This is a genomic window from Paraglaciecola sp., from assembly GCF_030730205.1.
Taxonomy (GTDB): Bacteria; Pseudomonadota; Gammaproteobacteria; order Enterobacterales; family Alteromonadaceae; genus Paraglaciecola.
Map to the genome: position 1 here is coordinate 1 of NZ_JANQVQ010000134.1, position 15,361 is coordinate 15,361.

General features: G+C 42.8%; 10 protein-coding genes. 2 read left to right on the plus strand and 8 right to left on the minus strand.

Annotated features, from left to right (window positions below; translation table 11 throughout):
* Positions 1-113: 113 nt before the first annotated feature.
* On the minus strand, positions 114-419 hold the full coding sequence (locus NWQ57_RS09515) for a DUF1244 domain-containing protein (protein WP_306021915.1): 306 nt from the start codon (positions 417-419) through the stop codon (positions 114-116).
* A gap of 48 nt (positions 420-467) precedes the next feature.
* Positions 468-1,055 carry a glutathione S-transferase family protein gene (locus NWQ57_RS09520; protein WP_306021916.1) on the minus strand — a complete coding sequence of 196 codons (588 nt, stop codon included), beginning with the start codon at positions 1,053-1,055 and terminating at the stop codon, positions 468-470.
* A 278-nt stretch (positions 1,056-1,333) separates the two neighbouring features.
* On the opposite strand from NWQ57_RS09520, the gene NWQ57_RS09525 reads away from it, so the two are divergent.
* The gene (locus tag NWQ57_RS09525; RefSeq protein WP_306021917.1) at positions 1,334-1,972 is read left to right on the plus strand and encodes an NAD(P)H-dependent oxidoreductase; all 639 of its coding nucleotides are present in this window, start codon (positions 1,334-1,336) and stop codon (positions 1,970-1,972) included.
* Between the two features lie 83 nt (positions 1,973-2,055).
* Here NWQ57_RS09525 and NWQ57_RS09530 read toward each other — a convergent pair whose 3' ends face one another.
* Both NWQ57_RS09530 and NWQ57_RS09535 read right to left on the minus strand, forming a co-directional pair.
* A complete protein-coding gene (locus tag NWQ57_RS09530; protein WP_306021918.1) occupies positions 2,056-3,099 on the minus strand; it encodes a serine hydrolase in 1,044 nt (347 codons plus the stop codon).
* Between the two features lie 305 nt (positions 3,100-3,404).
* Entirely contained in the window at positions 3,405-6,092 is a 2,688-nt protein-coding gene (locus tag NWQ57_RS09535; RefSeq protein ID WP_306021919.1) for a M14 family metallopeptidase, read from the minus strand.
* A gap of 570 nt (positions 6,093-6,662) precedes the next feature.
* On the opposite strand from NWQ57_RS09535, the gene NWQ57_RS09540 reads away from it, so the two are divergent.
* The gene (locus NWQ57_RS09540) at positions 6,663-9,071 is read left to right on the plus strand and encodes a hypothetical protein (RefSeq protein ID WP_306021920.1); all 2,409 of its coding nucleotides are present in this window, start codon (positions 6,663-6,665) and stop codon (positions 9,069-9,071) included.
* 244 nt (positions 9,072-9,315) lie between these two features.
* Here the strand turns inward: NWQ57_RS09540 and NWQ57_RS09545 are convergent, their stop codons facing one another.
* Genes NWQ57_RS09545 through NWQ57_RS09560 form a run of 4 tightly spaced genes read right to left on the minus strand, consistent with a single transcriptional unit; the run spans position 9,316 to position 15,352 of the window.
* Entirely contained in the window at positions 9,316-9,942 is a 627-nt protein-coding gene (locus tag NWQ57_RS09545) for an Mpo1-like protein (protein ID WP_306021921.1), read from the minus strand.
* 36 nt (positions 9,943-9,978) lie between these two features.
* Complete coding sequence (gene asd, locus NWQ57_RS09550; RefSeq protein ID WP_306021922.1) at positions 9,979-10,890, minus strand: archaetidylserine decarboxylase; 912 nt, start codon at positions 10,888-10,890, stop codon at positions 9,979-9,981.
* Positions 10,890-13,598: a glycosyltransferase gene (locus NWQ57_RS09555; RefSeq protein WP_306021923.1), complete on the minus strand. Its 2,709-nt coding sequence runs from the start codon at positions 13,596-13,598 to the stop codon at positions 10,890-10,892. The genes asd and NWQ57_RS09555 overlap by 1 nt, the downstream gene beginning before the upstream one ends.
* 2 nt (positions 13,599-13,600) lie before the next feature.
* A complete protein-coding gene (locus tag NWQ57_RS09560; RefSeq protein WP_306021924.1) occupies positions 13,601-15,352 on the minus strand; it encodes an aminotransferase class III-fold pyridoxal phosphate-dependent enzyme in 1,752 nt (583 codons plus the stop codon).
* Positions 15,353-15,361 lie beyond the last annotated feature (9 nt).

Below are 15,361 nucleotides of genomic sequence, written 5' to 3' on the forward strand. Positions count from 1 at the left end.
CCGCTTCTGGTAAACGGTACCGCGACCTGCCTTTTAAACCAATGGCTATTTAAGCGGGGGCATACCGAGAATCTTTGTCTTGCTGAGCATGGCAAAGATTCTCACTGTGATAATTATTTGTCTTTCTTAGCCGCTTCACGTGCGTTGAATAAAGCGAGCTGTTCTTCAGTAGCCGGCAGTTGGTATTGCGCTTTCCACTGTGCGAATGGCATGCCGTAAATGGCCTCTCTGGCTTGATCATAATCCAACTCAACGCCTTGCTCTTGTGCTCCAGCCATATACCATTTAGCCAAGCAATTGCGACAAAAGTCAGCCAAATTCATTAAGTCGATATTTTGTACATCTTTGTTTTCGTCAAAATGTTTAACGAGTTGTCTAAAAGCAGCTGCTTGCGCTTCGGTTTGTTGCTGTTGATTCATTTTCATTTCCACACTATTAATACGATGGCAGGTATATTATCACTAAAGCTACTTTCTGGGGTCAGTTGCCGTGACTTCAATGCGCTGGGCATTATTTTCATGAAAAGCCAATAGTTCAGTCAGCCCTTTAAGGTTATGCAAACTTCTAAATTCTATCCAATCAATTAGGCTAAACAGACACATGGCGGGGTAATTCCAACTTTTGAACAATCCTAGCGAAGCCAACTCATCTAGCTCGATGAGTACTGCATTGACTCGCTCTTTTTGTAGCTTAAAAAACAACAGATTTTCATCTGCTTTAATGCCCGACTGCGCCAGTAAAAACATTTGCACTAATGAGTCGTTTACCGCATCAATAAGCGTAAGCTGATTTTCTTGATCCCAGCTTAATTTGGGGCGGCCCAGTTTTTCACTGAGGTAATGAAAAATAGCGCGTGAATCCAGCACGGTTTGACTGCTTCCTTCTTGTTGATCAATCAAAAAAGGGACTTTCATGCTTGGATTAAGCAAGATCAATTTTTCACGATCAGGTTGCTCATAAATTTTCAAATTAACAAAATCATGCTGAGTATTGGCCAACCAAATACGCAAGCGTCTGACATATGGAGAAGTTGTTGAACCATAAAGTGTTAACATAGTAGAGCCTTAATAGATTGTTAAAAATACAGCGTTATCTTAGTGTACGAACGAAGAATATGGATATTAAAAATGGCTGAGGGTTCCCTTTTGACATATTTCGCAACGAATTTTCCCACATCAACCCAGCACTTAACTCACCGTAAATAAAAAGAATTTATCAGTTTGAGTTGATAATTGTCTGACTCGCCTACATCACTTACCACGATGAACTAATCCAATTTTATCTCGTAATAGCGAGTTAGTTTACTTTTTATTAATCAAACAGAGAGCCTTACATGTCTGAATTATTGCAAAACTTGCAATGGCGTTATGCCGCTAAAAAAATGAATCCTGAAAAAGTTGTCAGCGAAGAAAACGTAAATTTTATTTTAGAGGCCATCCGTTTAACCGCGACCTCTAGCGGCTTACAGCCTTACGAAGTTATTGTGGTTACAAATCCCGCAGTGCGTGAGCAAATTGTGCCCCACGCGTGGAACCAAAAGCAAATCACTGATGGCTCACACCTATTAGTGTTTGCAGCATGGGATAACTACACGACTGAACGCATCAATGAAATGTTTGATTTAGTGAATGAAGAGCGTGGCTTTAAAAACGAAGGGTGGGAGAACTATCGCCAAATGCTACTTAATACTTATCCGCAACGTGATGCAGAAACTAACTATCAACATGCAGCTCGCCAAGCTTATATCGGGCTAGGTTCAGCCCTAATTGCTGCCGCTGAAGTCAAAGTAGACAGCACGCCAATGGAAGGTTTTAGCCCTGATAAAGTAGACGAAATTTTAGGCTTGAAAGCGCGTGGATTGCGCTCGGTGGTGCTATTACCACTTGGCTACCGCGCCGACGAAGGCGACTGGTTGGTTAACTTGAAAAAAGTACGCCGCTCAACTGAAGACTTTGTTACCCAAGTAAAATAAGCACCTCGATACAATGCGTTAGCCACACAGAACAACGTGGCTAGCGCCTTTTCAATCTTGCTACCAATCATCACATACCTGCACTATTCAGACATTTCAATTTGCATAATCTGCTCGCCTTTTTTACCTAAGTAATGCAAGAGTAAGGCCTCATAGACTTTGTAACCCTCATCTACATTGGTGAAAATAATTAAACCTTCTTTGCTTTTTGGCAAGATAAATACGATGGTTTGCGCACCATAATCTGACCCACCATGAGATAGCGCATATTCACCATCAGCTAAATCATAAATTTCAAAGCCTAAGCCAAAGTGCTTACCCTTGGTGCTAGCAACTTGATGAGAAATCATATCCTGATACACACTGTCAGACAGACCCGCCCCGGCTAAAACATTGACCAAAAATTTACCATAGTCTGCAACGCTAGTTAGCAGATCATCAGCAGCATTGGCGGTTTGATGTTTAATCGTTTCGTAGGCCTTACCTTGCGTATCGTAACCTTGCACCACTCTGGCTGGGTCGATTTGTGAATTAAATACGTACTGAGTGTCAGTCATCGCCAAAGAGGTGAATATTAGGTCATTGGCCAGCGCATTTAAACTTTTACCAAACTTGTTTTCTAAGGCTTTTCGGAGGTACTCCATGCCTTCGCCTGAGTATTGATATTGAGTGCCAGGAGAAAATTTAAAATCTAAGGTATTCGACTCATTCATGTAACGCCAATTGGGAAAACCACTTTGGTGGCTTAAAATATGTCGAGTGGTGAGTAGTTTACTTCTGGGATCGGCGGCCACATCAGGATCGGTCCAATAGGTAAAAAGGGGCTCGTCTAGTTGCCATTCACCTTTACTAACTAATGTTAACGTCACCATGGCAGTAATAGGCTTAGCTAAGGAGGCAACGTTAAAAATGGTATTAAAAGGCGCGGCTTTGCCGGGTTCAAGCTCACCAAAGACTCTAACCTGCTGCAACTGACCGTGTTTGATGACGCCAAGACCTAAGGTAGGAATACTGTTCGCTTTTAGCCATTGCTCAATTTGCGCGTCATTCCCAAGTAGAGGCTTATCTTGCCCTATGGACACTAAGCTGACCAAACATAAACACACCGACACAATTGATTTAAACATTAGGGTTTTAATAATCACACTCCTTTAACGCGGCGTTGACACTCACAAAATGTGACGTTTTATGTAACCACCGCTAATGAATTTCGAGTGATAGAGCAACTCTAATACCAAAATTTAAGTCTTTGATTTAATTATATATTAAATAATCCCACAGAATAGTAGTCATCCAAGTGGCTACTTTTTAGCTAATTGAACCAATAAATTAGGCGGTTTTAACAAAATTTACGCCACCCGCTGCACAGTCACTTAGCCCATAAAAAAAGCCACGAATTAACGTGGCCTATTTAGGAGACAACAAGTCAGACTTAACGCAAAGGCGCTGCGTGCGCTGCCGCGCTAAAAATACTGTTCATCAATAGTACGTTCAAACCGTCTAAATAAGCACGGCTTGTGGGCTCTTGCGTAAAGGCGATGACCATACCTTTGCCACTGGGCTGATGAATTAAGAAGGGTTTGTAGGCTAACTGCTGAGTCACTTCAGGCCATAAGTATCCACTGGCTAATACGTTTTTCTCATCGGCAAACCACGCCAAATTCTTCCCAGAGGCCAGTTTTATCGGACTATAAATACTATTACCTACGACCATTGCAACCAGCTTAGGATTCACGCCTGCAGTTAACCAGTGCTCTTGGTCCACTTCAACATTTGCCAGTATACCCGCGACATAATCAGGACTTTCGTCATTGTTTTCAGTGGCTTTAATCAGCTCAGCTTTTGACTTAATCAACTTACCAGCTACCGTTGATTTTTTATCTTCTGTCTTAACTGCGGCCTCTTCTTTAAACAAATTTTCTCGTTGCACATCAAGCAAATTAATATCTGCTTGAGCAGCAAAGCGGGTGGCACTGCCAATAGTCAGCAACACACCGCCTTGATTTACCCATGCCTGAATGTTTTCTGCACCGGCTTTACCTAAGGCTTGGGCATAATTACCGGAGGGTAAAACGAGCACTTGATAATGACTTAAATCAGCACTGGCCAAGCGGTTAGAACGGATGGCCGTGACGGGGTAATTAAATTGACGTTCTATAACAAAACGAGTATTGCCGGCACTTAATGAACTGGTTGGCTCATCCCATGCCATCGCAATATTAGGCGCACGCATTGCAACGGTATAACCGCTACCAAAGCTTGGACCATCGGTTACCCAACTGCTATCTACCCCAACAACTTTAGCACCCGTTTGCATGGCAAGTTCACTTACTTGCTTGGCCACGTTGTTATCATTGGCTTTCACTTCAATAATCAAGGTTCCTGCTGGGTAGGTATTTTTATTATCAAGCACAAAGGCTTTATCAGCACTTTTAACCCTTAATCCAGCTTGCAAGGCCCCCGTTAGAAACCGACCTGCAGCCATGTCGCCCCAAGGCACTAAGTACGCGACTTTAGCGCTTGGATTGAGCACTTCACCTTGCAGTGCCGTATTGGCGTTTACTGGGGTACTGGCAACATCGACCTCTTTACCGCAACTATTAGTCTCGATATTAAACATCAAGGGTAACGACCAACCGGTAACGTCATAAATTTCGTCGTTAAGTTTGCGCGCCCGGCGGCGTTCTTGCTCTTTTATAAAAGCGTCTGACATATCCACTTGCGAGGTAAACGTTGTTTTAACAAAACGTCCACGAGGCTGTGCAGTATCAATAAAATATGCGCCAGTAGCATAATTAACTCCGCAGGCTCTAAAATCTTTGCTAGCTTGTTTTACTTCCACTCCATGCTGGGCCATTAAAGTAGCTAGGCGATGGGTACCTGCTTTATCACGCACATTTGGCATGATAAATACCCTTTCCGTTTTGTCGTTTTTACCTTCAATAATGGCGTTTTCTTGATAACGATAAAAATCATGCAGAATCTTTTCACGATTGTCAGCGACGGCTTCGGCTGTGGCAATTGACGCCACAAAGTGCCGTTCGATGGTATCGATATAGTGCATGGTTTCGCCGTTAGCTTTGCGATATAACTCACCACGACTTGAGGAGACTTCGTAAGTTGCCGCCGATGCCCCATAGAAGGTGGGCCAACTGTCGCCATAGCCCGGATAAAACGCATCGAATATTTCACGGGTAAAGTAGTCAAAACCGTGCTGATCAAAATTACGGCCTATGTTTTTGCCGATTATCGCGGTGTTTTCTAATTGCGCTTTGCTCATGTGCGGATTGATTGGCTCAGCCGCAGGCGGAAAAAAGTAACTTTCGTCGCCGCCCATTTCATGCAAGTCAATGACGACTGTCGGTTTGTAATGATTGAGTAGTTTTACTCTACCGGCAGTTTCTGGTTGGGTTATTGCTAACCAGTCTCGGTTCATATCAAATAAATAGTGATTGCTACGCCCGTTCGGCCATGGCTCGTTTTGTTCTGCGCTTAAACGGTCGCCACTATGACTCATGCCAACTGTTGCGTAATACCGGCTAGTAAAACGGGTGCGACCATCTGGGTTTTGCAAGGGGTCGATAAACACCAAGGTATTGGCAAGGATCTTTTTATTGCGTGGGTCATTGGGCGCTGCCAACAGATGATAAGCGGTCATCATCGCAGCATCGGTGCTACTAATTTCGTTTCCATGAACGCCATGTTCTAACCACACAGAAGCCGGCAGGGTATCAATTAGTTGTTTAGCGGCTCTTTCGTTCGTTACGCGAGGATCTGCGAGTTTTTGCATCTTAATTGCAAATTCATCTAGCTTAGCAATGTTCTCTGCTGAGCCAATCACTGCATAAATCAACTTACGCCCTTCCCAAGAACGCGCATATTCAAACACCTTAATGCGCTGTGGTGCGGCCTGTTGTAATGCCTCAAAAAAGCGCAACATATCGCTATGATTAGTAATGCGCTCGCCCACTTTATAGCCAAGTACTTGGGTATGCGTGGGAATCGTTTGGTCGTAGTCGGTGGCCGACAATGGGGAGTTGCTTTGTTGTGCAAATGTGGGATTAAATAGCCCAAAGAAGCTTAAAGTAAAAAGTAAAATACAAAGGTGGGTGAATCTCATTGATTTTCCTGTTGGTGACAGACTGCAACTTAATCGCATACTATCAGCGAGATACCCTGTTATTCAAAGTTAATTCATCGCATCCACCGCTGTTTTCATCCTAAATAGACTTAATCCAAAATGAACTGAAGGCTTATCTTTAAAAGGTATATGACAAGCTTGAGCAATTGATAGTCAGCACCAGTGTACAAACCTCCGTTTTTAACGCAAAGTCTTTACCTGTTTGACCTTGCCCACACTGTAGTACGAATACACGTTGAAATTAAGTGACCGTCCTTTCAATAGTTTTTCCAAATTATCTCTCACTTACACGATTAAGCGAAGATAATGAGTAAGGTAGCGCCGTTTTATATTTGATACGCCAGACAAGGTAAAAATACGGGTTTAAATTGAAAGTCTTAGATTAAAGAGACGATTGAATTCATTAGGGAACATGATAAAGTTGACTCGTTAGTCAATAAGCATTGTGCTATGGACTTAGTTAATATATTTAGGTTGTATTACAAATGTAGGTGTAAGGTATCGGTTGGATACTAGCCAGTTGATTGACTTAATAAACGGAATGCAGAGTTGAGCAGTAATAACGTAGACGACAAACAGTATTTTGAGCTGCTAGAAAGAATTAAATACACCAAACCTCAGACGCTTAGAAAACTCATGCAAACTGAGGGTCTGTTTAGTGGTTTAGCCCCTGCCTTAGTCCAAAAATTAATCCGCGAAGTTGATCATCTTTGGATAAAATGTGATCGCCCAATCGATTTACGCTACAAAGAAGATGGTTTGGTTATCGATCGCTTTGACTTATTGGGTACCACGCATTTTATTGATATCAGTTCAAAACGGCTGTTGTTGGATGAAATCAAACGCTTCGATGACACTTACACCATAGGCGTATACGAAAGCGTTAAATCTAATTTTGAGAAAAACAAAGCAGATTTAGCCTTATCTCAGCGTTTAAATGAACGTGACATCAACTTAGTTAGATTTAACGAAACAGAATACCGCAGTGAAGAGCGCATGAATCTAGCGATTTCTGCCACATTGTATTGCCTACCCGACGCTGATGTGGCTATAGATTTTGTGCCCCGTACCAAGATGTTAAAAGATGGTTTACCCGTCGTCACCTCTAACATCAGTCACCATGGTTTAAAAATTAAAGCCCCTACTAAATTTAAACGCGGGCAATTAGTGATCATCACCTTTGATGATCTTGAAAAGGAATTGGTCTTCAAGCAAAACATGATTATTTACAAAGTCATGGTGTGCAAACCCAATCCAAAGAGCGATTTATTTGATTCAATGTTAAAGCTGGAAAATATTGAAGCGAATGATGAGTTTAGTCATTATGTTAAAAACCTCATTTTTAGTCATAAACATAAATACAAAGTTGATTTGGATACCATTTACACCTCTGCTCAAGGCAAAGGCTATGAACAATATTATATTGATTTAACAGATGCCTTAGTATTGTTTGCCAACGAACAAAATATCATCACCCATGTATTGAGCGACATAAAACGCCAGAGTATTCAGCCCTTTGTTTTTTCTGAAACCAACTTCCTTTGCGCATTACTGGCCAAAGATAAAGTTATTGATTATTTAATCGATCATCAGCACTGTTATTATTTTGTTGTACGCCTAAAACAAAAACAAAGTCAAAAAGTGGTTTTTTTCAGCACTATTATTAAAAAAGAGGCTGAGATTTATTCGCTGTTGCAGCACTTTAAAGGCAGTGTCAGTGCACGACTATTTAAACTGCAGATGGATGATGTTGAAACAGAGCGTGCCCTGTTAAATTCCACCATACCGGAAGAAGCCCAAGTTAACTATGGCACACAGCGCATCCACCGATATTCGAAAAAAGCAGAAGACATTGTCAGTCAATTTGAGCGCTTAATAAGCCTCATACCCGTAAGTGCAAAAGTGTTAGCCAGCCTGACTTTTACTGACCAGCCTTACAAGCCAAGGGTTGAGGATGTATTTAAACCGCACAGTAGCCTAGCATCTAATATCCAAACTATTATGCCTGAGACCAATGATGGCCGAGCTGAAGACAGGTTTTACTATCAAACATCAGTGACGATTTCATATTTAAAGTCCAGCTGCAACGCCATTACTGAAACCATTTCATCTTTAGGTTTGAGTTGCCGTATTGACGGTAATACCCACTTTAATGTTGGTACGGTTATCACCGTGAGTTTTGATGAATTTGCCGAACGAAACACCAAGTATGCCTTGCGCCTTTGTAAATATACCGTGGTAGGGTTTAAAGACGGCGTAGTGCGAGCGTCTAACCAAGCCTTTAGTAATCACGACGGACGTACCTTTTGGCTGGCCTTCATTCTGGATAAATTAGACCAGCTAAAAGTACAAGGACGCGATCAGCAGGCCTATGGCTTGAGCCGCGCCTTACGTAATTTAGCCGCAAGTAATACCCCCGTGGTTAATCTTTTTTACACTACCTACAAAGCACGGATGGTAATAAGTAGTGTGGCGGTTCCTAAAACACTGGCCATGTTCCAAGAAAATAAAGAGTTAGGCCAAAGTTATATCAATATCATAAAAGGCTGGTTTTATCATCACGATATACGTAAAGAACTGCAACATATGGTTCGTGACGCTGCAGAAGAAAGAAGCACTCAGTACGCGGTATTAGTGGTCTCGACCAGCCGCCAAGACAAGATAGAGGTGCTACAAAAAGCCACGCTGATCCGCAACGCTGAATTAACACCTGAATTGTTAGGCAACACCATCAAGTTCGCTCAATTTAAGGGCAGGATTATGCGCGTGTTTGAGTTAAAACTGAATCCAACTCGCAATGAATTTAACCGCTATTACCATGATGAACTTAACTATATTAAAAGTTTTGCGAATCATCGTTATAAAACCTTAACGCAAGAAATAGCGAACATTAAAGGCATGATACAAGCCACCAACATTACTGATTTAGTACCTGAGTTAATGCTGACAAAAAAATAAGACATTGATAAACGGTTTAGCAAGGTACGCTCTTGTCATCGAAAAAACGTGGCTGGCCATCAGAACATCAGACAAGGTGCAGTGCCTTTACACGGTATGAGCTTAACAAGCGGCTATTCGATAGCCGCCTCAACTCAATATACCTTAGACTTATTGCCCATAAGCCACTAGGCCCGTAATCTGGCGTCGCGTTCAAAAACGTTTTACATCTGAACAAAAGTCACACAGCAAGCGGCTACACACCCTAGGCTTTATTTTCAAACGAGGTCTCTTCGTACCAATCGTCCATGTTGTCGTACATCTCACCTTTGAGAATGAAATACGGTGATTTGCAGTAAATTTTAATATCGTGAAACGGGTCGGTGATAATTTTTGTCATCCATACCAAACCTGATTGCAGGCCCATTAATTTAAATAAATGCAAGGTTCTAAAAGCAATAGCACCCAAGCCTACTACCAACCAAATAATGGCCATATTGTTGATAAAAGCCATAAACGTAGTGGCAGGGCTAAACACCCCAAAAAAATCAGGTTTAAGGTATAGCACAACAGGCACTAGTGCCCAAATCGACAATAACACCACTTTGCGATTTAAGTTGTAACCTACCTTTACGCTTTCTTTGTATTCATGCGAGGCGTTATTCACTTCATCATAGGTTTTAGGCTCAAAGAAAAAATGCCCGGTTTGACGCAGCACCATCGCCAATAACCAACCGACAAGGGCAGCGGCCGCCGGGTAATAAAAAACCAATATATAACTGACTAAAAAACAGCTGGCACTGAGTAAATGCAAAAACTGATTTATACGATTATGGTGATAATACCGGTGGTCATCCCAACGTTGTTTTTGCAGCTCTTGAAAAAAAGTCATGGCTAGTTCCTTGATAAGTATTGTTATTAAAAATAATTAGGCGCCATCATCAGCGAAAGATGATGGGTCACCGTGGCAAGTTGGGTGCCCTTGTAATAGGGCTTCACCCATTTTTATTGGACTGCCTTGCGCTATCCCCTGACACAGTTGGTAATGCTCTGTTGCAAACACTATGATGGTCGAGCCGTGCTGAAAATAGCCCATTTCTTGGCCTTTATTAAAACGAGCATGACAAGACAATAAATTAGGGCCTTTGTATCGCAAATCCAGCACCTTGGGCAAAAAATGAAACTTCATACTCGCCACCAAAATCGCGGCAACGGGCACTAAGGTAATGCTGCTTGATTTGTCGCCCAGTAGTAGTTCAATAACCGCACGTTCGTTTTTACAAAACAGCTTTTCAACCCGTTTTAAGGCGACAGGATTTACGTTCCACGTATCGCCAGAGATGTAATTAACCTGCTTTACTTGACAATCAACGGGGGCATGAAAACGATGGTACATACTAGACTTCAAGCGCAGTGTCACAAAAAAGCCATTGCGGTATTTGTGCGCCAAACGTACATCGGGGATGAGGTCATTCAACTCATAGGGAAAGCCTTTGGCTTGAAACACACGATTACCCTCTACTCGGCCACACGCTCCTACAATGGCATCACAGGGGCTGACTACAATGTCAGATTGCTGATTGATTGGCCGCAGTCCATCTTTAAGCTGACGAGTAAAACACTCACCAAGGCTATTAAATTCTTGCTGTTTGGCGTCTTGTAAACGTAAGTCTTCGGCAAACCACTGCCACACCCGTATCGATATTTTCGCCAGCCATGGACTTTGAATTTGACTGTACCACCCCATAAACAAGGTCAGCCAGCGCCTGGGTATGCGATTCGTCAGTAAAAAGTTAAGCTGCTCTTGTTTACTTAAAGGTTGAGCAAGGATTTTCATCATCAGGCAACCGTGCGTTGTTGATGATAAACCGCCGGACAATCTAAGCCCAAGTCAGTTAAAAACTGCCGCATAATGGGTTCAGCTTGATAGTCGTTAGCACGTTGACGTGCCTTTTGGCCCATAGCACCTTGTTGTTTTTTATCAGTAAAAAATTGCACAATATGCCGCGCCATTGCCTCTACATCATCCACCAAATATCCGTTTACCTCATGTTGAATAATGTCTCTTGGGCCTTTGCAGTTATAGGCGATAGTGGGCATACCATGCACAAAGGCTTCAAGAATAACGTTACCAAAAGTGTCAAAACGCGAGGGAAATACAAATAAATCTAAGCCCAAATATAAGGCCGCCAATTGTTTTTTGTTTTGCCAACCGAGGTATATGGCATCAGGCAGTTTTTGTTTCAGCTTTTCTGTTGCAGGGCCAGCGCCCGCAATTACAATTTTTAGCTCTGGCAGTTGTTGTTTGGCTATGGCCACAATTTTTGGCAAATCAAAAATGCCTTTCTCTTGGCTGATACGACAAGCGATAAAAAGCACGGGAGTGTCTTCTGTCGCACCGGGGAACAAGGTGTCTTTATGCACTCGTTGTACCTGCACATCACGGGCTTGGGTATGATGCGCGGTCAAAAACACTTGCTCTTTGTTTAGCTGCATTTCATGGCCAGTCAGCCAGGCTTTATGCTCTTGATTAAGCACAAAAATACCGTCGTAGCGATTGTACAAGGCACGCATTAAACGGCGCACTCGGTCACGCTCATACTGATTCAAGTCAGTAGTATGTTTTATAAAATCAATCCAGTCGGTGTGCATAAAGAAAAAACTGGGAACATTAAACATCTGTTGTAAAAACAGCGAGACCACTGCCATGGGTCCTTCTGTTGAACATACAATCCGGTCGTAGCCTCCCTCGTAAAATATGCGGGCTATTTGCATAATATCGGGGATACGAATTTGTTGTTCGCCATAACGTTGCACATCAAACTCAGCAATGGGTTTAACCACATGCAAATGAGACTCGGCTTGTGCTTCACTATGACAAATAAGAAAGTCGATAGGTAAATCGGCTCTTTGAATTTCTTTTAATTTACCGGACAAGGAGGTTGAAACACCGTTTTTATCTAACAAGGTATCGGTTAAATACAAGGCGCGTTTGCTGTGTTGATTTTTGCCTAGGTGCTGGGCAAATTGATTGAGTAACTCACGGTTTTGATACAACACTCGGGTCGAAGCCAGATTTGAGCCTGCCAAGATAATACTAATGAGTACCGGAAAAGATAAGTTATCAAATATCTTGCCCATATTAACGTTACTCATATTGTCTTGGCGTTTACCTTCTCCTAAAAATAACGCGGTGAGTTGACTGGGGATTTCTAGTTTACGCGTCAGCTCTTCAGTCGAAAAACTGTCAAGCAGTAGCCCTTGATGGTTATCAATCGCACTGGCTATGCGTTTAGCAATTAATTGATTTAAGTGAGTAAATAACTCACTCATGGCGGTATTGACTGTTTCAATATAGGTTTCGGGTTTATTGCGTTTAGCGTCAGCAATACGTTCTAGCTGAGCGATACAAAATTTATAATCTTTGGATACTTGCCACTTAATCAATTTATTCGGTTTCTTACCTTGCAAGGCATCATGCACAAAAGAGAAAAACTTCATGGTTTTTTTATGCTTTTGCATTTCAAGCATGATGTTGCTCACCGCAAAGCAGCCAATTTTGTCCCAAGTCGATCCGCGATGGAGCAAAATACGCAGTAAACCAGGATCCTTGATTTTAGTGGCCACCTGCGAAAAATAATCTAACAAGGAAATATTCAACTTTTGGTTTTCAGCAATGTGACCAAAAGGTGCAATATCCCCTTTTTTAAGGGCTTCGAGGGCTAAAGCAGAAGGGCTTTGGGTGAGTAATTTTTCTTGCAGATTTGGCACATATAAATATGAACCACACTGCCCTGCAAAAATACCGGTGTGGTCATCCGAGCCGCCCGTCAGGATCTTGGGCTTTTTAGGGTCAACCCCAAATGTAACGGGGTTAAGGTTATGGCGCAGCGCGTATTGCTTAATTTTTTCTGGAGTAAGACTTTGCACCCAGTTTAAGGTCAACACACTTTGCCACAGATCACGCTGACCGTTTAGCACTTCAAAACGAGAGAACATCACCGCAAGTTTTTCAAATAGAGACAAATCGATTTTTTCATTGCGAGTATAGAAATACAGCGGATGGGGCAAAATCACCGGAATATCTTGCTCCGCGCAATAGCGTAAAAAGTCATAAATATTCTGTCTTTTTTTATTTAAGACCACCTCTTGTTCACGACTAAAGCCGTACGTCAACACATGAATAAATAACTCGTATTCTGGGAAGTAGCAGGTGAACTCAGCGCCAACCAGCACATCAATGCCTTTGTCTTGTAATTCCCAACACGAGCGAGCATTGTTGTGATTGGTGATGGTCACCACGCTATTCCCATTGGCTTGCAAGGTGCTATGCAGCTTTTTAGTTTTTAACCAGGTTTCAGGTAAACGTAAAATACGGCCCCATAACTCATCAGGCACATCACTGTTGTGATCATGGCAATGAAAATCGATCTTAAGGCAGTTTTTGGGGTTAAAACGTTGCCCCTGCTCTTGCAAAAATGCGGCGTATTCGCTAGCCAAACGTTGTCGAAATTGTGGTTGTGCCCCTAGGCTTTTTAGCTCAGACATATTCACCCCGCCTTTGTTAAGTTGCTTTCTTCACTCGGTGGTAAGCCAGTTGCATCGGATACCGTTGATACAGATAAAGGCTTGGGTAATAGTGTTGCAATAATGGGATATTTGGTGCCCAGCATATCCATCAAAAACTGACGTTTAATGCGTTTATTGGTCAGAGCCGGCGACTGCCACCACCACTGATCCTCTTGCATTTGTTTTGCAGCGTTGATGAAACAGTCGATGACCTGCGCAAAGTCCTCATCAGTAAAATTAAAGCTCATAATCAAACGCCCGGTGCCCGTCCAGCTCAGCTCAATGCCATTGTTTTTTAGATAGAACTGCAGCATCCAGTTGTAGCGACTGGGTAGGGTATAAATAACTGATAATATCGAATGAATATTACTAATTTGAATGGGCAGATTTTCTTGGTTTAAGCGGCGATTAAAATGCTCGACGCGTTGGTTCCATAGCGCTTCTGATTGCGCATACTGCGCTTGAATTTCGGGGCCTTGAATGCGTTTTAAAAACACATTCATGGCGCCCATCACATAAGGGTGTGAGTTAAACGTCCCGCGAGCAAATGATACATTTACTGGCCTGTCATCTTGAAAACGCTTCATCAGTGCATGAGTCCCGGTTAATACCCCAATAGGTAACCCCCCTCCTAGCGTTTTCCCATAGGTGACCATGTCAGCTTGAATACCATAGTAACCTTGGGCGCCGCGATAACTGAGGCGAAAGCCGGTAAACACCTCATCAAAAATCAGTACAATCTTATGCTCGCTACAGACTTGGCGAAGCTGTTTTAACCATGCCACATAGCGCGGTTTATCAAAGTGAGTACTGCGGTCACTGGCCACCAAAGCAGCATCAGAAGGCGCATCAGCATTAGGATGAAAGGCTTGTAACGGATTAATCAACACGCAGGCGATGTCTTTACGACTGCGTAATACTCGCAAGCTATGCTCACTGTAATCAGCCAAGGTGTAAACATCATGAGTGACCCGAGTATTGCCAATGCCAGGTTGGACGCCATCCCACCAACCATGATACGCACCGCAAAAACGCACTAAGTGAGTCTTGCCAGTATGATAGCGGGCCAAGCGTACAGCTTGCATCACGGCCTCAGTGCCCGACATATGAAATGACACTTCATCAAGCCCAGACACTGCTTTAATCATTGCAACGTTTTCACTAATCAATGGGTGATACGCGCCCAGCACAGGGCCAAGTTGCTTGGTTTGAGCGATACCTTCTTCCATGCACTCTTTATAAAAGTCATAGCCAAATACATTCACACCATAAGAGCCGCTAAGGTCATAGCGCCAGTTACCGTCTAAGTCACACACTTTTAGGCCCTTAGTTTCTTGGGCGATAGAACTGAGTGTGAAGCAAGGCGCGAGCTGATTACGATAGGGAAAAGGAATACGGTAATGGCTGGTAAACCGCACATCTGAAATACTGTTTTCTAAATTTTTACTATGGCTTAAGGTCTGCGGACAACAGGATTCAATGTGGCCTTGCAGTTGTTTAATGGCTTGGCGCCGCTGGGCCACCACCTTAGGGGGTGCGCCATCACTGTTGTAAAAGCGCTCTGCGTCGTAACTAAAAAAAGGAATAAAGCGGGCCACGCGCCGCGACCATTTGCTATGCCCACGTAAGGAGGGGTGTTTTGCTTTGGATAATTGCAAACGCACAGACAGTTTGTACAGCAGTAAAACACCAGTGCTGATAACCAGCAGATAGACCAGATTAGATTGACTCATTGTTACTCA